The sequence below is a fragment of the Paraburkholderia sp. RL17-381-BIF-C genome (genome assembly GCF_046026435.1).
Taxonomy (GTDB): Bacteria; Pseudomonadota; Gammaproteobacteria; order Burkholderiales; family Burkholderiaceae; genus Paraburkholderia.
Genome location: NZ_JARESX010000014.1, coordinates 1 through 19,492, shown reverse-complemented (window position 1 = coordinate 19,492; position 19,492 = coordinate 1). Strand labels below are relative to the sequence as shown.

General features: G+C 62.3%; 19 protein-coding genes. 7 read left to right on the top strand and 12 right to left on the bottom strand.

The genetic code is table 11. The annotated features are described in order from the left end of the window. Window positions 1–20: 20 nt before the first annotated feature. Both P0D70_RS11495 and P0D70_RS11490 read left to right on the top strand, forming a co-directional pair. Entirely contained in the window at window positions 21–1,541 is a 1,521-nt protein-coding gene (locus P0D70_RS11495) for an efflux transporter outer membrane subunit (RefSeq protein ID WP_408184635.1), read from the top strand. Further along, window positions 1,542–2,768, top strand: a complete 1,227-nt coding sequence (locus P0D70_RS11490; RefSeq protein WP_408184567.1) for an HlyD family secretion protein — start codon at window positions 1,542–1,544, stop codon at window positions 2,766–2,768. It begins immediately after the preceding gene. A 90-nt stretch (window positions 2,769–2,858) separates the two neighbouring features. Here P0D70_RS11490 and arsH read toward each other — a convergent pair whose 3' ends face one another. From arsH to P0D70_RS11470, 4 genes are all read right to left on the bottom strand, one after another. Continuing rightward, complete coding sequence (gene arsH / locus P0D70_RS11485; RefSeq protein WP_408184566.1) at window positions 2,859–3,623, bottom strand: arsenical resistance protein ArsH; 765 nt, start codon at window positions 3,621–3,623, stop codon at window positions 2,859–2,861. Then, window positions 3,623–4,045: an arsenate reductase (glutaredoxin) gene (arsC, locus tag P0D70_RS11480; protein ID WP_091792828.1), complete on the bottom strand. Its 423-nt coding sequence runs from the start codon at window positions 4,043–4,045 to the stop codon at window positions 3,623–3,625. Before arsC ends, arsH begins: the two co-directional genes overlap by 1 nt. Further along, window positions 4,042–5,127, bottom strand: coding sequence for an ACR3 family arsenite efflux transporter (arsB, locus tag P0D70_RS11475; RefSeq protein WP_091792829.1), 1,086 nt, complete (start codon window positions 5,125–5,127; stop codon window positions 4,042–4,044). Before arsB ends, arsC begins: the two co-directional genes overlap by 4 nt. Window positions 5,128–5,256: 129 nt before the next feature. After that, entirely contained in the window at window positions 5,257–5,589 is a 333-nt protein-coding gene (locus P0D70_RS11470; RefSeq protein ID WP_408184565.1) for an ArsR/SmtB family transcription factor, read from the bottom strand. Between the two features lie 300 nt (window positions 5,590–5,889). Between P0D70_RS11470 and P0D70_RS11465 the strand changes: the two genes are divergently transcribed. After that, window positions 5,890–7,641 carry an IlvD/Edd family dehydratase gene (locus P0D70_RS11465; RefSeq protein WP_408184564.1) on the top strand — a complete coding sequence of 584 codons (1,752 nt, stop codon included), beginning with the start codon at window positions 5,890–5,892 and terminating at the stop codon, window positions 7,639–7,641. A gap of 61 nt (window positions 7,642–7,702) precedes the next feature. Here P0D70_RS11465 and P0D70_RS11460 read toward each other — a convergent pair whose 3' ends face one another. Then, window positions 7,703–8,446: an SDR family oxidoreductase gene (locus P0D70_RS11460; RefSeq protein ID WP_408184563.1), complete on the bottom strand. Its 744-nt coding sequence runs from the start codon at window positions 8,444–8,446 to the stop codon at window positions 7,703–7,705. Window positions 8,447–8,549: 103 nt separating this feature from the next. Between P0D70_RS11460 and P0D70_RS11455 the strand changes: the two genes are divergently transcribed. Further along, on the top strand, window positions 8,550–9,473 hold the full coding sequence (locus tag P0D70_RS11455) for a LysR family transcriptional regulator (protein ID WP_408184562.1): 924 nt from the start codon (window positions 8,550–8,552) through the stop codon (window positions 9,471–9,473). Between the two features lie 156 nt (window positions 9,474–9,629). Here the strand turns inward: P0D70_RS11455 and P0D70_RS11450 are convergent, their stop codons facing one another. Beyond that, the gene (locus P0D70_RS11450) at window positions 9,630–9,827 is read right to left on the bottom strand and encodes a DUF3562 domain-containing protein (protein WP_408184561.1); all 198 of its coding nucleotides are present in this window, start codon (window positions 9,825–9,827) and stop codon (window positions 9,630–9,632) included. Window positions 9,828–10,229: 402 nt separating this feature from the next. Here P0D70_RS11450 and P0D70_RS11445 point away from each other — a divergent pair, with 402 nt between their 5' ends. Further along, window positions 10,230–10,670 (top strand): hypothetical protein, encoded by a 441-nt coding sequence (locus P0D70_RS11445; protein ID WP_408184560.1) that lies wholly within the window; start codon window positions 10,230–10,232, stop codon window positions 10,668–10,670. A gap of 67 nt (window positions 10,671–10,737) precedes the next feature. After that, window positions 10,738–11,445 carry a phosphate signaling complex protein PhoU gene (gene phoU / locus P0D70_RS11440; RefSeq protein ID WP_408184559.1) on the top strand — a complete coding sequence of 236 codons (708 nt, stop codon included), beginning with the start codon at window positions 10,738–10,740 and terminating at the stop codon, window positions 11,443–11,445. Window positions 11,446–11,533: 88 nt separating this feature from the next. Here phoU and P0D70_RS11435 read toward each other — a convergent pair whose 3' ends face one another. Beyond that, window positions 11,534–12,790 carry a cation:proton antiporter domain-containing protein gene (locus tag P0D70_RS11435; protein ID WP_408184558.1) on the bottom strand — a complete coding sequence of 419 codons (1,257 nt, stop codon included), beginning with the start codon at window positions 12,788–12,790 and terminating at the stop codon, window positions 11,534–11,536. Window positions 12,791–13,208: 418 nt separating this feature from the next. On the opposite strand from P0D70_RS11435, the gene P0D70_RS11430 reads away from it, so the two are divergent. Beyond that, complete coding sequence (locus tag P0D70_RS11430; protein ID WP_408184557.1) at window positions 13,209–14,270, top strand: LLM class flavin-dependent oxidoreductase; 1,062 nt, start codon at window positions 13,209–13,211, stop codon at window positions 14,268–14,270. Window positions 14,271–14,309: 39 nt separating this feature from the next. Here P0D70_RS11430 and P0D70_RS11425 read toward each other — a convergent pair whose 3' ends face one another. The 5 genes from P0D70_RS11425 to P0D70_RS11405 all read right to left on the bottom strand — a co-directional run bounded on the left by P0D70_RS11425 (window position 14,310) and on the right by P0D70_RS11405 (window position 19,405). Continuing rightward, entirely contained in the window at window positions 14,310–15,524 is a 1,215-nt protein-coding gene (locus P0D70_RS11425; protein WP_408184556.1) for an acyl-CoA dehydrogenase family protein, read from the bottom strand. A gap of 11 nt (window positions 15,525–15,535) precedes the next feature. Then, complete coding sequence (locus tag P0D70_RS11420) at window positions 15,536–16,540, bottom strand: NrtA/SsuA/CpmA family ABC transporter substrate-binding protein (RefSeq protein ID WP_408184555.1); 1,005 nt, start codon at window positions 16,538–16,540, stop codon at window positions 15,536–15,538. A gap of 35 nt (window positions 16,541–16,575) precedes the next feature. Further along, complete coding sequence (locus P0D70_RS11415; RefSeq protein WP_408184554.1) at window positions 16,576–17,319, bottom strand: ABC transporter ATP-binding protein; 744 nt, start codon at window positions 17,317–17,319, stop codon at window positions 16,576–16,578. After that, on the bottom strand, window positions 17,316–18,155 hold the full coding sequence (locus P0D70_RS11410; RefSeq protein WP_091792840.1) for an ABC transporter permease subunit: 840 nt from the start codon (window positions 18,153–18,155) through the stop codon (window positions 17,316–17,318). Before P0D70_RS11410 ends, P0D70_RS11415 begins: the two co-directional genes overlap by 4 nt. A gap of 341 nt (window positions 18,156–18,496) precedes the next feature. After that, window positions 18,497–19,405, bottom strand: a complete 909-nt coding sequence (locus P0D70_RS11405) for a dihydrodipicolinate synthase family protein (protein ID WP_408184634.1) — start codon at window positions 19,403–19,405, stop codon at window positions 18,497–18,499. Between the last annotated feature and the right edge of the window lie 87 nt (window positions 19,406–19,492).

Sequence of the window (19,492 nt, the reverse complement as noted above, 5' to 3'; positions counted from 1 at the left end):
GCCACCTCATCCGCCACCGCATGCGCCATTCGTGCGCCTTGCTGCTGATTGCATCGGCACTGAGCGGCTGCGTCAGCGATGCGGGTCTGCATGCGAACGTTCAGCCTCGCAAACCTTCCGCCGATGCGCTCGCGCAAACCGCTGGTCCGGGCACCCACGGCGCGTGGCCCGCGCCGGACTGGGTCGGGCGGTATCGCGATTCGCAACTGGATGAACTGGTCGCCGAAGCCCTGCAGAATAGTCCCGACCTGCAGGTCGCGAAGGCACGCGTGAGCGCCGCGCAGGCGCAGCTCGAACAGTTCGCGTCGCTGACGGGCCTCACGGGCACGGCGGTGGCGACCGTGAGCAAAACCCGCTTGCCTCAGCCGGCGGATGTGGCCAACGTTTCAGTCGGCGGCCAGCAGATTCCGGTGCAGGTGTTCAACGACCCGACGGTGTCGCCCGCCGCGCTGATCGCGGGCTTGAGCTATCAGCTCGATCTGTGGGGCAGGAATGCGGCGCTCTCACGCGGTCTGCTCTCGTCGCGCGACGCGGCACGGATCGATGCCGAGCAGGTGCGGCTCACGCTGACAGTCGCGCTGGTCACGCTCTACTGCGAACTCGACCGCGCGTTCGCGATGCAGGACATTCTGCGGCAGAAGCAGCAGGCGGCGGAGCGGGTCGATGCGGTGTTGCGCGAACGTAGCGCGCGCGGCCTCGATAACGCCTACGACGCCGCGGATGCAACGCTCAAGCAAAGCCGGCTCGCCGCGCAGCAGGCGCTCAACGACGAGCGCATCACGCTCACCGAGTTGCAGATCGGCGTCATGACGGGGCGCGGGCCGGAGCGCGGGTTGTCGCTTCATCGGCCGCAACTGGCCGCGGGGGCCGACGCGCCGATGCCGGCGCAACTGCCGGTCGATCTGCTGGGACGTCGCCCCGATATCGTGGCGGCGCGGTTACGCGCCGAAGCGGCACTCGCGAGCGTCGATGTCACGCGTGCGCAGTTCTATCCCGACGTGAATCTCGTGGCGTTTGCCGGCTTGACTGCGTTGACGCCTGCCGCGCTGTTCTCGCGCGCGGCGATGACCGGCTCGATCGGCCCGGCCATCTCGTTGCCGGTGTTCGACCGGACCCGCCTGCGCGCGCAACTCGGCGGCGACTATGCGAATGTCGACGCGACGGTGAGCCTCTACAACAAGACCGTCGACGAAGCGCTCGGCGAGGTCGCGCGTCAGCTCACTTCATTGCGCACGGTGGACACGCTCACGAACGAGCAGACTCGCGCGGTAGATGCGGCCGCACGCATCGTCGCGATTGCCGAGGAGCGGCACCGGCGCGGTATCGGCATGCAGAAGGACGTGACGCTCGCCGATCTCTCGCTGCTCGACGAACGCGCGCAGCAGGTCGATCTGCAGGGCCGCCGCAGGCTGTTGCAGGTTGCGCTGGTCGGCGCGCTCGGCGGCGGCTTCGACGAACGCAAGGTGGCCGGCGCACCGCTCTCGCACTATCAGACTTCTTTTCCCTCTCACGCGCGCATTACGGATACGCACTTCGATTGAATGCACAACGATAAACAGGCACATGATGCCGCCGGCTGGACCGAGGAACAGGTCAACGCGGCAAACGTAGCGCACGGCGCGCACGATCGCATCCGTGCGACGCGCCGGCGTCGCTTCGCCATTTTCTTCGGCATGGTGGCGCTCGCCGGCGCCGCATGGGCGACGTGGTGGGGGTTGAGCGCGCGCTTCTTTGAGGAGACCGACGACGCCTACGTCGCCGGCAATATCGTCCAGATCGCCGCGCAGATACCGGGTACTGTCACCGATATTCTGGTGGACAACACGCGCCAGGTACGCGCGGGTGAGGCGCTCGTCAGGCTCGACGACGCCGAAGCGGCCGCGGCGTTCGCCCAGGCGCGCGCGCAACTGACGCTGGCCGTGCGGCAGGTGGCGAACGCAACGATCTCGCGCAAGCTGTACGTGCAATCCATCGACGCGCGCCGTGCCGAACTGGCGTTGGCGCAGCGCGCGCTGGCGGCGCGCGACCACGCGTCAGTCGAAGTCGTGTCGCCGGAAGAACTGGCGCGCGCCCGCGAGGCGGTGGCCGTGGCGCAGGCGAATCTGGCTTCGGCGCAGGTTCAGCTGGACGCGGCGCGCGCGCTCGGCGGCAAGTTCCCGGTCGAGGCGAGCCCACCCGTTCTGCAAGCTGCGGCGCAATTGCGCCTTGCCTATCGCAATCTGCAACGCACGACTATCGTGTCGCCCGTCGACGGCACGGTCGGCCAGCGCTCGGTACAGATCGGTCAGCAAGTCGGGCCGGGTCTCGCGTTGATGTCGATCATTCCGCTCGAACGGCTGTGGGTCGAGGCCAATTTCAAGGAAGGCCAGATTCGCAGCATGCGCGTGGGGCAGGCGGTGCGCATCGTGTCGGATGTGTACGGCTCGCAGGTGGTGTATCACGGCCGCGTCGAAGGCTTTTCGGCGGGCACGGGTAGCGCGTTTTCGATGCTGCCGTCGCAGAACGCCGCCGGCAACTGGATCAAGGTCGTGCAGCGCGTGCCGATCGTGATCTCGCTCGACCCGGCTGATCTCGCCGCGCATCCGCTGCGGCTCGGCTTGTCTATGCAGGTGTCGGTGGATACGCACGTGCGCAGCGGACATCTGATCGGCAACGATACGCCGGCGCCGACGCAAAGCACGCGTGTGCATGACAACGTGTCGCGCGATGCGGACGCGTTGATCGAGAAGATCATTCGGGAGAATAGCGACCGCGGCGGTGACAGTTAGCGATCCGCGGCGTCACGGTTTACCGCACCACGAACGAACTGCGCAACGGCGAGCGCCCATGCCTCGATAGCTCGCCGGCCGGCGTCGCGATCACTCCGTTTCATTGTCGTCGGTGTCCGCATTGGCGGTCGCTGCTTCCTGATTCATGGCGGCGGCCGCGAGTGTCGTGGCAAGCTCCGGGTGTGCTTCCTTCCGCTCGCTGTAGCGATCAGTCAGATAGTCCGACCTGTCACGCACCAGCAGCGTGAACTTGAACAGTTCCTCCATCACGTCGACCACGCGGTCGTAATACGCCGAGGGCTTCATCCGGCCGGTTGCGTCGAATTCCTGCCAGGCCTTCGCCACCGACGACTGATTCGGAATGGTCACCATACGCATCCACCGGCCGAGAATGCGCAACGCGTTCACGGCGTTGAACGACTGCGAGCCGCCGCACACCTGCATCACCGCGAGCGTACGGCCTTGTGTTGGGCGAACGCCGCCGCTTTCGAGCGGTAGCCAGTCGATCTGGTTCTTGAATACGGCCGTCAGCGTGCCGTGACGTTCCGGGCTGCACCAGACCTGTCCTTCCGACCATTCCGAGAGTTCGCGCAGTTCGACCACCTTCGGATGGTCGGCCGGCACGCTGTCCACTAGTGGCAAACCGTGTGGATCGAAAACCTGGGTTTCCGCGCCGAAATGGCGCAGGATGCGTTCGGCTTCGAATGTGAGAAGCCGGCTATATGAGGTGGCGCGTAACGAGCCGTACAGCAGCAGGATTCGAGGTGCGTGTTGCGAAACCGTGCCCGGTTCGAGCTTGCGCAGATCCGGCGTGTCGAGGTGCGGCGCGCTGACGTTGGGGAGATCCTGCGTCATTAAAGGAGCCTCCGCCCTTCGCTATCGACAACCTGCTCGCCGTCTTCTTTCGCGAATGAGCCCTGCTGCGCGGCGGGCAGGATATCGAGCACCGCCTCGGACGGCCGGCACAGGCGCACACCAAGCGGCGTAATCACAAACGGACGGTTGATCAGGATCGGATGTTCCAGCATGGCGTCGAGCAACTGCTCATCGCTCAGGGATGCATCGCCCAGACCGAGTTCCGCGTAGGGCGTGCCCTTTTCGCGCAGCGCAGCGCGTACGGTCAAGCCGGCGCGAGCAATGAGCTGCTTCAGTGTCTCCCGCTCAGGCGGGGTCTTCAGGTACTCGATTATTTCCGGTTCGATCCCGGCATTGCGGATCATGGCCAGCGTGTTGCGCGACGTGCCGCAGTCGGGATTGTGATAGATCGTGACGTTCATAGCGGTTCCCCATTGCTGATGTGTTTCGCTTCGTACCAGTGCTGAGAACGGTTGACAATGCCGACGACGAACAGCATCACCGGCACCTCGATCAGCACACCGACCACCGTGGCGAGCGCCGCGCCGGAATGAAACCCGAACAGGCTGATTGCCGTGGCGACGGCCAGTTCGAAGAAATTGCTGGCGCCGATCAGACTGGACGGCCCCGCAACACAATGCGCGACGCCGAGCCGGCGGTTCAACAGGTACGCAAGGCCGGAGTTGAAGAACACCTGAATGAGGATCGGCACCGCGAGCATGGCGATAACGAGCGGCTCCCGGATGATCGCTTGCCCCTGAAACGCAAACAGCAGCACGAGTGTCGCGAGCAAGGCGCTGATCGAATAGGGGCCCATGCGTGCGACCGCCTGGCGGAAATGCGCGTCGCCCCCGGCCAGCAAATGCCGGCGCAGAAACTGGGCGAGCACCACGGGGATCACGATGTAGAGTCCGACCGACATGAGCAGCGTATCCCACGGCACCGTGATCGCGGACAGGCCGAGCAACAGCGCAACAAGCGGCGCAAAAGCTACGATCATGATGGAGTCGTTCAGGGCGACTTGCGAAAGCGTGAAATACGGATCGCCCTTGCAGAGTTGCGACCAGACGAACACCATCGCCGTGCAGGGCGCGGCGGCCAGCAGGATCAGGCCTGCGATATAGCTGTCGAGTTGATCGGCGGGAAGCCACGGCGCAAACACATGACGGATGAAAATCCAGCCGAGCAGCGCCATTGAGAATGGTTTGACGAACCAGTTCACGAACAGCGTGACACCAATGCCGCGCCACTGGCTCTTGACCTGGGACATCGCCGCAAAGTCGATCTTGACCAGCATCGGGATGATCATCACCCAGATGAGTGCACCGACCGGCAGATTGACCTGCGCCACTTCCATGCGGGCGATTGCCTGGAAGAGCAGGGGAAGCAGTTGGCCAAGGAGGATGCCACCAACGATGCAGAGCGCGACCCAGACCGTCAGGTAACGCTCGAAAAAACCGATAGCCGGTCGTTCGCCGCCGGCCGCTGTATTAGTGCTGCTCATTAAATTCCTCTACACGGCTTGCGCCAACGTCAGGGATTGCTGTCTGAATCGCGTTGTGATCGAACAGGGCAAGGTAAAGCCGGCTGTTGTCGCTCAGATTCGCAACCGCGATAGGGTTGCGGCCACGCTTCATGCTTTGTCTGCGCAGCAGCCTGGGAGAGTGCTCGCCGCGCAGGTCTCTCCCGCGCAACAGTTCTCGGTCAGGAAGCCGATCAAACCGGTCATGGCGTCAAAGTTCGCCGTGTAGATGACGAACCGTCCGTCCTGTCGCGGCGTCACCAGATCTGCATGTGACAAATCCTTCAGGTGAAACGAAAGGCTGGAAGGGGAAAGCCCGAGCTGCTGGGCGATTTCGCCGGCAGCCATGCCGTCCGGGCCGGCTACGACCAGCAGCCGGAAGATCGCGAGGCGCGATTCATGGGCAAGCGCGCTCAAGGCGCGTACAACGAGGTTTGAGTCCATACCCGAACGATAGAGGTTTTGTTTCTACATTTCAAGTATTGTTGAAATGACGATGAGGCGGGATGTGGCGGTGCTCGATAGGCGAGCGGTCAACCCCGCTCGGTGGCGGACCGCTGGTTCGATGCAGCGCTCGCGCCGACCAGAAAAATCTTTGTTGTTTGAAAATATCAACAGTGCGTTCTTGTGTTGTCCCGCATTTTCGATAATGAATGTGAATGTTGTCCCGCCACGCGGGTGCGCAGCATCGCTTCCCGCACCTGCCTGGCCCCTTTGCCACTCATTCTTTCGCCGGGTATCCCCATGTCCAAGACCAAACCAGAAGAATCGCTCACCGCACCGGCCACCGGAATCCGCAAAGGTCTCACGAACTATGGCGACAGCGGCTTCTCGCTGTTCTTGCGCAAAGCCTTCATCAAAGGGGCCGGTTACACGGACGAAGCGCTGGATCGGCCGGTAGTCGGCATCTCCAACACCGGCAGCGCGTACAACCCGTGCCATGGCAACGCGCCGCAATTGATCGAGGCGGTCAAGCGCGGCGTGATGCTGGCTGGCGGCTTGCCGATGGATTTCCCGACCATTTCCATCCATGAGAGTTTTTCGCAGCCGACCAGCATGTACCTGCGCAACCTGATGTCGATGGATACCGAGGAGATGATCCGCGCCCAGCCGATGGACGCGGTCGTACTGATCGGCGGTTGCGACAAGACCGTGCCGGCGCAGTTAATGGGCGCTGCATCGGCGAACATTCCCGCCATCCAGCTGATCACGGGTTCCATGCTGACGGGCTCTCACCGTGGCGAGCGTGTCGGGGCGTGCACCGATTGCCGGCGCTACTGGGGACAATTTCGCGCGGACGAGATCGATAGCCAGGAAATCGCCGCCGTGAACAATCAGCTGGTGGCGAGCGTGGGCACCTGTTCGGTGATGGGCACCGCCAGCACCATGGCATGCGTGGCCGAAGCGTTGGGGATGACCGTGCCGGGCGGCGCATCGCCGCCGGCAGTGACCGCGGACCGTATCCGCATCGCGGAGGAGACGGGCGCCCAGGCCGTGCGGATGGCGCGGAGCGGCCTGACCATCGACAGGATCCTCACCGCCGATGCATTCGAGAACGCCATACGCGTGTTGTTGGCGATCGGCGGCTCGACCAACGCGATCGTTCACCTGACCGCCATAGCGGGACGCATGGGACTGGATGTCGATCTGCAGGCACTGGACCGCATGGGCCGCGAAACGCCGGTGTTGCTGGACCTGAAACCATCCGGCCAGCACTACATGGAAGACTTTCATCATGCCGGCGGCATGGCGACGTTGCTGCGCGAACTCAAGCCGCTGCTCAAGCTCGATGCGATGACGGTGACTGGCCGCACACTGGGCGAGGAGATCGAACTGGCCGGCCCCGGCTTCGAGCAGAACGTGGTGCGCACCATCGCCGACCCGATTTATCCGCAAGGCGGCATTGCCGTTCTGACGGGCAACCTCGCGCCTCGCGGCGCGATCATCAAGCAATCGGCCGCCAATGCCCGGCTCATGCAGCACGAGGGACGCGCGGTCGTGTTCGAGAACGTCAAGGACATGGCTGAGCGTATCGACTCGGACGATCTCGATGTCACGGCCGACGACATTCTGGTATTGAAGAACATCGGCCCGAAAGGCGCACCGGGGATGCCTGAAGCCGGCTACATTCCCATCCCGAAGAAGCTCGCGCGCGCGGGTGTGAAGGACATCGTGCGGATATCCGACGGGCGCATGAGCGGCACCGCCTTCGGCACCATCGTGCTGCACGTGACGCCCGAGGCGGCCGTCGGCGGCCCGTTGGCGCATGTGCAGAACGGCGACCGCATCCGGCTGAACGTACCCGCCCGCGAAATTGCGCTGCTCGTATCGGACACCGAACTGGCGCGCCGCGCGGGGGCCGCGCTCATCGATATGCCGACAGCCGAGCGCGGCTATCAGAAGCTGTTCCTCGACACCGTGTTGCAGGCCGACCAGGGCGTCGATTTCGATTTCTTGCGCGCGCCGAGGCGTGTCGGCACGACGCCGAAGGGCTAACGAGTCCGCCCCTCACCGTAGGACACGGGCGGGGCGGCTCGTTGCGCAACACCTCGTGCGCTTAGGCGTTGAAGCCGCCATCAATGGTCAGGCTCGCGCCGGTGACGAATCCCGCTTCCGGGCTGGTCACATAGGCAACCATGCCGGCAATTTCGTCGGGATGCGCGTGGCGCTGGATCGCCATCAGGCCGTGCAGCGCAGTGGCGAAGTCGCCGGACTCGGGATTCATATCCGTATCGGTCGGGCCCGGCTGAACGTTGTTGACCGTAATTCCCCGCGGCCCGAGATCGCGGGCCAACCCTTGAACCAGCCCTTGCAGGGCGGACTTGCTCATCGCATAGGCCGCGCCGCCGGCGAACGGCATGCGCTCGGCATTGCAGCTACCGATGTTCACGATACGGCCGCCATTGCCCATATGCGGCAGAACAGCTTTGATGGCGACGAACACCGCACGGACGTTGACCTGAAGCGTGGTGTCGAAGTCTTCCAGCGAGAAGGTGTCCACCGGGCCCATCAAAAGAACGCCTGCGTTGTTGACGAGGATGTCGATCTTGCCGAACTTCGCAGCGGCCTCGTCGATGGCGCGGGTCAAAGCGCTGGCGTCGCCGGCGTCCGCCTGCAGCGCAATGGCTCGTCCGCCGCTGTCCGCAATGCTTTGAGCAAGTGCATTGGCGGTGGCCGCCGAGCCTTTGTAGGTGAAGGCGACAGCTGCGCCGTCTTGCGCGAGGCGCCGCACGATCGCCGCGCCAATCCCACGGCCGCCGCCGGTCACGAACGCCACTTTGCCAGTCAGATTCGAAGTCATGTTGTGTTCCCAGAAGAGTTGATGAAAGGAGTATCGTCCTGACATTCAAGCTTGAGTAGCGGGTGATCTAGACTATCTCTTTCAACCACTTGTATCAAATGATATGGAAGCGCTCAACCTGGTCGAATCGTTTCTTCTCAGCGCAGAGCACGGGAGTTTCTCCGCGGCGGCTCGTCGACTGGGTCTGACGCCGGCCGCGGTCAGCAAAAACGTGGCGAGACTGGAGGCGACGCTTGGACTGCGGCTGTTCCAGCGCAGCACACGCAGTCTCACGCTGACCGCAGCCGGCGAGCAGTTTCTGAGTGACGTCACCCAGCCTTTTACGGCCTTGCAGGATGCGTTCGCCAATGTCGTCACGCAAGACGGAAAACCGGCCGGGACGCTCAAGGTTAGCCTGGGACTCGCATTCGGCCGTGAGTATCTGGTGCCGCTGCTCGGCGAATTCCTCGATTTATATCCAGCGATCGTACCGGACTGGCATTTTGACAACCGGCCTGTCGATCTGATTGCCGGCGGCTTCGACGTGGCTATCGGGGGCGGAATAGAACTGACACCGGGGATCGTAGCGCGTGAACTTGCGCGCACGCATGTGATCGTCGCCGCGTCTCCTGCGTACATGTCGAGCCGCACGATGCCGAAACACCCGTCGGAACTCAGCCAATTCGAAGGGATCGTGCGTCGCTCGGCCGAGACCGGACGCCTCAGGGTGTGGACGCTCAAGAACCAGGTTGGCGAACAATGCCAGGCGGAGTGTCGAACGCGCATCATCCTGGATGACCCTGAGGCGATCGCGCACGCGGCAATTCTCGGCTACGGCGTCGCGTTTCTGCCGATGCCCCACGCGTTCCGCTGGCTATCGAGCGGCGCGCTGGTGCGTTTGCTGCCGGCCTGGTACGCCGAGCAGGGTCCGATTTCGCTCTATTACCCGAACAAGAAACTGCTTCCGGCAAAGACGCGGGTGTTCATTGAGTTCGTGGTGGCCGCGTTTAAAAGGCAGAAGTACGCGTCTAAGTTCGACGCGCGCTAATAGAGGAAAACTGATCAATCAGAATGACGGTATGCCGACAGGCGGCCGAAAGACTTCGAGAGTCGGTCGAGCCGAACTGGTCTGTCTTCTTCAACAACAGACCACCTGTGGAAGTCGGGCGCCGCGAAACGCTCAGGTAGATCTTGTGGCCGTCGGCTAGTGCCTGTCTTGCGCGATTCCACGCAGATTTTCGCGGACGCGTTTAGCGACGAGAACCGTCAGATAGTCCAGCACGCGCGCCCCGTCACTGTATTGGGCCCACGTCTCAGCGTACATCCTCGATACGGTCTCGGTCGGGGTGTTGGTGTCAGATGCAATTGCCTTGACGACGTCGTCAAAGTTGAGGTCGGCCATTACGTGCTCCTGGCGTTCAAAGAGAGGGATGCAAGCCAGCGGGAAGTCGATTAGACGACGTTGCCGGCCTGCGCGCAAATTGAATCGGCCTATGGTTGACGCATGTCAGTTGTCGTCGACTTGTCTGAACATACTGAGCAATCTTCCAGTACGCGGTGTGCCTACTCCATAGTAAAAAAGTCATCCGGCCCTGATCCTCGCCCGTGTATAGCGCGCGTCACACAAAAGCTGTCCTATCAACGACTTGTCGAGCTTGCCCATGTGTTGTCCACAGCCTTGCGAACAGATTCTGTGGACAGTTTTCGGCTCATGCGGCGCGTCGGGACCATTCATCCTGCTGCCAGGAAAGATTTCTTAAACGGTATATACTGTTTATATCGTTTGTTAAATCTGGAGTTGACCATGATTGAACCCCGCGTCAGGAAGGCGACGAAGAAGGCCTCTCACTTTCCGAAGCATGCCAATGGCCATGCGCTACCCGAGGAGAGGCAGGCGGAAGCGCCGGAAGCGGTAGCCGCCGATACTCGGGCTGCTCCGACAAAGGCGAAGAAACAAAAGCGTGTGGTGCCGCAGGAAGCCACACCAATCGAGATAGCCGTAGAGGAAAAAGCGCAGCGTCAAAAGAAGGAGAAGGTCGTACGTGACAGCTTCACAATGCCGAAGTCCGACTATGAAAAGATTGCGGCACTGAAACAGAAGTGCCTGGACGCGGGCGTGTCGGTGAAGAAGAGTGAGCTTCTGCGAGCGGGCTTGGTTCTGCTCGAGACGGCATCAATGAAACGCCTGCTTGAGGCGATTTCGGCTGTCGAAACAGTTAAAACCGGTCGACCCGCAAAATCGTAACGCGGCGCTTGCTGTGCTGCAGGCAACCCGCGTCGGCACAGCATCGCCACTTCTAGTCGAGCAGATCATGCCAGACAAGCATCTTTCAAGCAGGTTTGATACCGAACTCGCTCGGGTCTCCACGAAGCTGCTCGAAATGGGCGGGTTGGTCGAGTCACAGATAGCGTGCGTGCTGGAAGCGCTGAAATCGTTCGATCTGGCGCTTATCGAGCATGTTGGCGATGCTGAACGCCGGCTCAATCTCATGGAAATAGAGATCGACGACGAAGTGGTCAACGTGATTGCCCGCCGGCAGCCGGCAGCCTCCGACTTGCGCCTTCTGATGGCGACGTTGAAGTGCGCAGCCAACCTTGAGCGTGTTGGCGACGAGGCACGCAAGATAGCGAAGCGAACTCGCCGCGTCGCCGTGGATGCGGGCGCGTGGAAACTCAATATCGCTGAAATCAAGACTTCTGGGGAAATGGCCACGCAGATGCTTCGCAGAGCGCTCAACGCATTTGCGCGCATGGATGCAACGGCGGCCGCACAGATTGTCCGCGACGACGAAGCCATCGACGCCGAATTTCGGGCCGGCGTAGTCAAGCTTGTCACCTCCATGAAGGAAGACCCCCGGACAGTCCGGATTGGGCTCGACTACCTGTTGATTGCGAAATCCATCGAGCGTATCGGCGACCATGCCACCAACATCGCGGAATCCGTCGTCTATGTCGTTCGGGGTACCGACATTCGCCACGAGCATAGAAAGCAGCGTGGGCACGAAATCTACGGCAAATAAGGCCGAGATGCTGATAGTCGGGCTGGATTCAACCATCATGCGTTTGCTCGACAATTCAATCTGGCTGTCGGGTTATGCCTTAGATGCCTCAGGCATCCTCAACATACTCCACAGCGGGCGCGACCGTCTCATGCTCCGGCGCACTGCTGCTCAAGGGAGTAATCGCTTTTGCGTAGCGTCGCGTGCCCACTAGTGCTGTGATCCCGTGGGCAAAAATGCTGAACAGTACGGTCGCCATGACGGCTTGTTTGATAATGGATTCGGCCGGCAGATTCAATTCTCCTTCGAGATAAACCAGTGCAAGGACGATGGACGCAAGCCCCCTCGGACCGAACCAACCCATGAACAAGACGGTCGGACGGCTGAGGTGCGTGCCTATCAGCGCAATCGCTACCGGCACCATGCGAATCAATGTCAGGCTCAGTACGCCGTAGATCACCACGACGAGACTGAAGTGCGCCCACACCCGGCTAACGACCAGACCGAAGAGAAAGAACACGAACAGGTTGAAAAGTTGGCCCCAATCTTCGGCAAACTCGACGCTATGTTTGCCAACCTCGTTAAAGCCCACTTGAGTGGCGAGTCCTGCCACGAAAGCCGCGATGAACATACTCGCGCCGACGGCGTCCGAAGCCAGCACGCAAGCGAGTGGCAGCGTCACCACACCGAGTTGGGCCAGCGGCTCGGCCATCCACTTCTTGCGGCGCGAAAGGCCTAGCAGCCAGCCGCCTAGAAGCCCGATAACGAGTCCAACAAGCGCTCCGTAGCCGAGCTGCTCAACGACAAATCTGACGAACACGGCGCCGCCAGTGTGGGTCTCTTGCGCCACCGCCAGTGCAATGAAAAACATCATGAAGGGGACTGCGAGCCCGTCATTGAGCCCTGCCTCGACATTCAGCGCCTGACGGATCCGTTGTGGCACCAGCTCGCTGTTCACGATCACCTGACCGAGCCCGGCATCGGTCGGTGCGAGAATCGCGCCGAGAATGCCGGCCTCCCACCAGGAAATCGTTCGGAAAACGACCATGGCGCATAGTGCGCCGAGCACGATCGTTAGCAGCATGCCGATGCTCAGTAGGCGGACTGGCAGGTTCGTATGGCCCTTCAACATCCCCGGGCTGACGCGTGAGGCGTCCGTGAAGAGCGTCATGACAAGCCCCAGCTCCGCAACGAGGAGCAAGCCTTTACGGTCGAGCACTAGCTCGGTTGCTGCTTCAGGAAAAATCGCGAGCAGGGCGCCGGCTGCGGTGAACAGAATCGGTGCGGTGATAGCCGTCTTCTCCAGTCTTCGCGACACCAGACTGTAAAGGAACACGAGCGAAATGAACGCGGCGATCAGTAACATTGGCCAATCCTTCGAATACCCGATGATGTGCCGCCATCCGGGTGTTGCGTTTCAAACATGGTGTATTGGTCGGCAGGAAGCGCACCCGCTGTCGCTGATCGCTGCATGGACGGGAGACGCAGTCCCATCCTGTGTTTAAGCCTAGGCAGCTTACGCCGCAGTTATTTGCCGGAGATCAAGGAATGCGCGGTAGTGCGTAGAGAGCTGCGACTTGTATCCGGCATCCTGGGGTTGACCCGATAGCGTGTTGCGTCCCGGCTCCATGCAATCGCAATCGAGATTTCCTGGCCAGCAGCGAGGCGCCTCGCTTTCTTAATGCCTTTCCGTCACTTCCATATCGATAGAAATTGGAAGGCCGCGCGCGCGGGCAGGGTTAGCATGGGCGTTTTGCTCTTCCGCCTTCCGAATATCAAAAGCGATGTCAGTCAAACTTCCACGCTTCGGCGTCTGGGCGCTCGTGCACGGTAGCCGCGCCGCGTTGCAGGATCCCGCCGAACCCTATGACGCCTCATGGGAGCGCAACAAGGCTCTTGTACTCGAGGCCGAGCGCCTCGGCTACGACTCGGTGCTCGTCGCTCAACACACTGTCAATCCGCATGATCCTTCGCTCGACCAGCTCGAGGCATGGACCGCGTCGGCTGCATTGGCGGCGCTCACGTCGCGCATCGAGATCATCACGGCGATCAAGCCTTATCTCTATCATCCGGTCGTGCTCGCGAAGATGGCTCAGCAGATCGAGCACATCAGCGGCGGGCGCTTTGCGATCAACCTGGTGAACGCGTGGAATCGTCCAGAGCTGGAACGTGCCGGCATTGGCTTTCCTGAGCACGATGAACGCTACGCCTACGGCCGCGAATGGATCGAAGTCGTGGCGGCGCTGTTGCGCGGCGAAGTGGTGAATCATCACGGCGACAACTTTCGTATCGACGAATATCAGTTGCGTCCCGCTGATCCGTTTCGCGCGCGTCCGCGCATCTATGTCGGCGGCGAGTCGGAGCCGGCGCGCGAACTGGTGGCGGCGCACGGCGACGTGTGGTTCATCAACGGTCAGCCGCACGACGAGGTCGCGCGTCTGATCGACGATGTATCCGCTCGTCCGCGTCCCGCCGGGCAGGCTGCATTGCGTTTCGGTCTGTCGGCTTTCGTGATCGCACGCGAGACACAGGCGCAGGCAGAGGGGCATCTCGCGCATCTGTTCGCGCTGGCCGAGCTGGACAAGCCGCTGCGCGAGCGGCAGAAAGCCAATATCGATCCGAAAGCGGTGATGCACCAGACCTTCGCGCAATCGCCGCGTGTCGGCTCGAATGGCGGCACGGCCGCGGGACTGGTCGGCGATTACGACACCGTCGCGCAGCGCGTTGCCGCGTTTCACCGCGCGGGCATCGAACTCTTCATGCTGCAGTTCCAGCCTTTCGAAGCCGACATGCGCAGCTTTGCGGAAGAGGTCGTGCCGCGCGTTCGCCGGCTTCTTTCGAACTGAGCGCAACCGTTTCCGGATCGCGCGCGATCCGGTGTTCAATCAGAAGAACGCGCCGGTGGGCGGAAGCTGTCCGGTCAAGAGGTTCTGCCCAAGCAACCGCTCCTTGTATAGGCGCGGATTGTGCGAAGCAATCACCTTGATGTTGCGCCAATGCCGGTCCAGCGCGCCCACGCGAGATACGACCGAGCCCGACCCGAGATCGATCAGCCAACTGGCGATCTGCGGGGCGAGATCGTCGATCACGACCTTGGCTTCCGCCGCCGAGAGCGTTGCGGCGAGCGTGGTGTCATATTCGTCGGCTGTGCCATAGCTGTCCCAGGTGCGCTGAAGCGCCGCTACGGCACGATCGGCGGTTGCCTCGACGCTGGCGGCGTAGGCGCGAATCCGGCCAAGCAGCGTTTGCAGTACCGGCTCGTCGCTGGGATGCGCCGCGTCGCCGTGATAGAAGTTGCGCCCGCGTGCGCGCAACACCTCGACGGCGTCCAACGCGACCCGCCGCACGATGCCTGCAATGCAGTTGGTCAGATAGACCTGATGAAAGGTGTAGCCCCACGGCGCCGCTTCTTCGCCGCGCGGTGGGTCTGTGGGATACACGTGCGCCGCGGGCACCGTCACGGCATGAAACTTCGCCGTACCCGAGCCCGTCAGGCGCTGACCAAATCCCTGCCAGTCGTCATCGTTGCCGACACCCTGGCCCCGGTCGAGCACGTATTGCACGGTTCGGCCCTCACGGCTTTCCACCGCGAGTCCAACGAATGCGTCGTTGTAGAGGTTGCCGGTCGCGTAGACCTTCTCGCCAGAGCCGATATACGCGCGGCGCGCTTCGTCCCATTCGAGCCGGCTCAGCACCTGGCTCGGACGCGCGCCCGCCGCCACGGCGTCGCTGTCGGTGAAGCTGAGGCCAACGGTTTTGTTCTTGCCCGTCAGATCGAGAACGTGCGCATGGAACGGGTGATCCCGGCGTCTGAGCGCCGCTTCGACTTGCCACAGATGATTGCGGAACGCGTGGGCGATGTTCGAATCCGCTGCCGCAACGTCGCGCGCCACGACGAAAAGTTCGCTCAACGACACACCGCGGCCGCCGGCCTGCGCAGGCAGGCGCAGCGCGCCGAAGCCGAGCGCCTTGAGCGTCGCGATCTCCTCATGCGGCAAACGGTGATTGCGTTCCCGCTCCACCGCGGTCGCTGCGATATGGGTTAGCGCATCGGCGAAACCGAGTGTGGCGGACAAGGGTGAGACGAGTCTGGTTGCCATCGTATGTCCTATCAAACCTTCACGCTGTAGTCCGCGACCTTGATTCGCGACTTGATGATCTTGCGTTCCGCGAGCCAATCGGCGGCACGTTGGAACTGCGCGATGAACGCGGCGTCGTCCGGTTCGTGGAATTGGTTCACGCGCTTCAGGCTCGTCAGATAGTCGCGCACCTGATCCGGATATCTGGCTTCCTGCTGCACGAGCTGTTCGGATTCGGCGGAATGTGCCGACTGCCACGCGCCTTCGACGTAGTACGCATCGATCACCGCGCGAATCAGCTCGGAATTCTCTTCGGTAAATTTTCGGCGTGTCACGAGCGAGCTGTAATCGATCAGGAAATCGAGGTCGCGTCCTTCGTTGAAAATGTCCTTCGCGTCGTTGGCATGGCGTGCGATGTCCACGGCCGGCGACCACATCGACCACGCGTCCACTACGCCTTGCGCAAACGCCGGCGCGGCATCGGGCGGATTCAGGTAGACGAACTCGACCTTGCTGCGGTCGATGTGATGCTTCTCCAGCGCGGCAATCAACAGGAATTCGCCCAGTCCCGAACGATTGACCGCGACCTTGCGGCCCACGAGATCGGCGACCGAATTGATACCGCTCGATTTCTTCACGATGATCGCGGTCGAGCGCGGCGAATAGATGTCGAACGCGTTGAAGACGAGAGGGGAGCCGGCCAGCATCGCGGCCAGCGCCGGCGTCGTCGATCCCCAGAAGCCGAAATCCGCGCTGCCGCCGACGACCGCCTGAATCGACGGCGCATGGTTGGGGAACGGCCCGACCCATTCGACCTTGATGCCCTTTGCAGCCAGTGTCTTTTCGAACACACCGCGCTGTTTGGCGATGTCCGGCAGGGCGCCGTAGCCCCAGCCGACGCGAACCGTATCGGTGTTGCGGGTCAGCTTGCGCGGCTCGGCGGCGCGAGCCGGAAACAGTCCGCTGGCGGCGGCGCCGGCCAGCAGGCCACCCGCCGCGCGCAACAACTGGCGGCGGCTCAGTAAAGAATCGTTCATCCTTGTCAGTTCCTTGGAGTCATGCGGAAAAGCGCTCAGTGAGACTGAACGCCGAGCTCGTCGAGCAGGATTGGCCGCAGTGCCTGCGGCGTGTGGTTGTTGGGTTGGAAGGACGCCGCGATGCGCCCCGCGCGCATGACAAGAATCCTGTCGGCGAGCGTGAGCGCCTCGTCGACGTCATGCGTGACGAGCAGCACGCCAGGGTGATGGCGCGCGACGAGTTCCTTGACGAGTCCGTGCATCTTGATGCGCGTGAGCGCGTCGAGCGCCGCGAACGGTTCATCGAGCAGCAGCAGCGCGGGATCGCGCACGAGGCCGCGCGCCAGCGCCACGCGTTGCGCCTGACCGCCGGAGAGATTGCGCGGCCAGTCGTCTTCCCGGCCGGAGAGTCCGACTTCGGCCAACGCACGCGCCGCTCCCGCACGGCCGATCGTCGTTTCATGACCGAGCGCGACGTTCTCCCACAGCGTCGCCCAAGGCAGCAGGCGGTGCTCCTGGAACACGACGGAAGGCCGTTCGGGCGCACGGATCTGGCCGGCGTCGGGTAGATCGAGCCCGGCCAGCGCACGCAACAGGGTGGTCTTGCCACAACCGCTTTCTCCGAGCAGCGCGACAAATTCACCTTCGCGGATATCGAGATCCAGCGCATCGATGACGACACGCGTGCCGTAGCTGCGTTGCAGACCGCGCACCGATACGGCGAGCGGCGAGCGGTTCACCCGTTCCTCATTGAGCGCCTGAACGGCGGCATCCTGGGGCAGTGCAAGATCGAGGCTCACTGGCGTGCTCCTTTGGCGTAATTCGCATGCCATGAGAGGAAGCGCGCTTCGAGCAACCGCACCAGCGCGTCCGCCACGACGCCGACGATCGCGTAGATGATGATGGTCAACAGAATGACGTTGGTCTGAAGGAATTCGCGGGCATCCATGGCCAGAAAGCCGATGCCTTTCGTTGTCGCAAGCGTTTCCGCAATGACGAGCGCGAGCCAGGCATGGGCGAGTGCGTAACGCACGCCCGTCAGGATCGACGGCATCGCGCCAGGCAGAATGATGCGCCGCACGACCGCGCTCCGGTTCAAGCCGATCACCTTCGCGAGTTCCATCAGCTTCGGATCAATCTGGCGAATGCCCAGCATGGTGTTGATGTAGATGGGGAAGAGCACGGCAAGCGCGACCAGAAAGATTTTCGCCGCCTCGCCCACGCCGAACCAGACGATGACGAGCGGCAGCATCGCGAGGAAAGGAATTGCGCGCACCATCTGGATCGAACGATCCAGCAGCGCCTGAGCGAGCGGCGAGAAGCCGACCAGAATGCCGAGCGCGAGTCCGATCGTTCCACCGATTGCAAATCCCGTAGCGGCACGCAATAGCGACACGCCGAGGTGAATGAAGAGATCACCGTTTCTGGCCAGATCCAACGCGCTTGCGGCTACGCTGCTCGGAGCCGGGAGAACCTGTGGCGCAATCAGTCCAATGCGCGCCGCGACTTGCCACAGCACGAGCACGAGTGCTGGAACGGCCCACGAAAGCCACCTGTAGAGCGTGCGTTTCGAAACGCCCCGGTAAAACCGGGGCGAAGCGGCATAGCCGTTGCGTGAATAGGTGACATCAGCCATGTCGGTTGGTCCCAGATAAGCCGTGAAAAAGGACTGCTCCGAGATGGAGCCAGTACGGGTCAACACACCTCAGGGCGGCTTCATTTTGCCCAGCGATCCGGACGGCGAATTTGTATCGGCAAAAGGCGGTGCCTCGCGAAGGCGAGTTTGTTATTAAAGGCCGATTCGCATTGCGATGACAAACAGTTATTTATGCTTTGCTTTTCAGTTCTGAAGCATTGCTCGAGGGCGGCAATGCCTGGCGCGTGATGACGCCGTTGCCGAGGGCCCGCGCAGGTTTGCGCGGCACGGGTGTAAGTGGCGGAAGGTTGGCGTTTCTAGCCGGCGTGTGCGGTTTTTCGTTAGCCGAAGGGACCGAGCTGCATGGCGAAGCGCCGCGCGCATTCCAGCCCAAACGCCGTCGGCGCGACGCCGCGATCGTGCTGCACGTCGAAGCCCATGCGCCACGCGGCGATCCGTTTGCCGTAGCACGTGAGCGCGTCGAGCGACTGCATCACAAAGACGATAGCCGGCAACGTTTGCGCGTACAGTGCTTCGGCTTCCCGTTCGAGTCCGTTAGCGAATGCCCGGTGTATCGCGACCTGCCGGTCGAAGGTGTCTGGCGCTACGATCAGTCCCGCACATCCGGCTCGCAGGTTGTCGACAAGTTCTTGCCCACCTCTGCCATTGAAGACCGGTAACGTGTGACCGAGCCCGCGCAGCCGGTCGACGGTGTGCTGAATCGTTGTCGCCGGTCCCTCGCCTTTAAGCAGGCGGAAGTTGGGGCATTGACTCGCAAGCGTCACAATCGATTCCGCTGACAGGCCGACGCCCAGATATTCCGGGGCGTTCTGAATGCCTGCGGGGGCGTGTGTGCGCTGCATCACCGCGGCAAAGAAGTCGAAATAGAACGACTCCGGTTTGTCGCGCATCGACGGAGGCTGAAGGATCAGCCAGGAAGCACCGCGTTCAACGGCGTAGTTAGCCAGCGCGACTTGCGCGTCCACGGTGTCGCCCGTGATCGTCACGACGAGCGGGACACGTGCCGCGATGTCTTCGCTGGCCCAGTCGATCAGGCGATGTTTCTCTTCGAGCGTCAACCGGTTTACCTCGGTCGCGAGACCGAGTATGACGATGCTCCGCGCGCCCGCCGCGATCGTCGCGTTGATCTGAATTCTTTGCGCTTCGCGATCCAACTGGTTGCGGGAGTCGAAGAAGGCGTAGAGGACAGGCCAGATTCCGCTCGGTGAAGAATGGGTGTCAGGTGTCATGGATAGCATCCGCTGCCAGTTCAGGATCAGTGCGAGTCGCGCGGCACCGGCGCACCGCTCGATCCCACCAGGAAATCCAGATCCGCA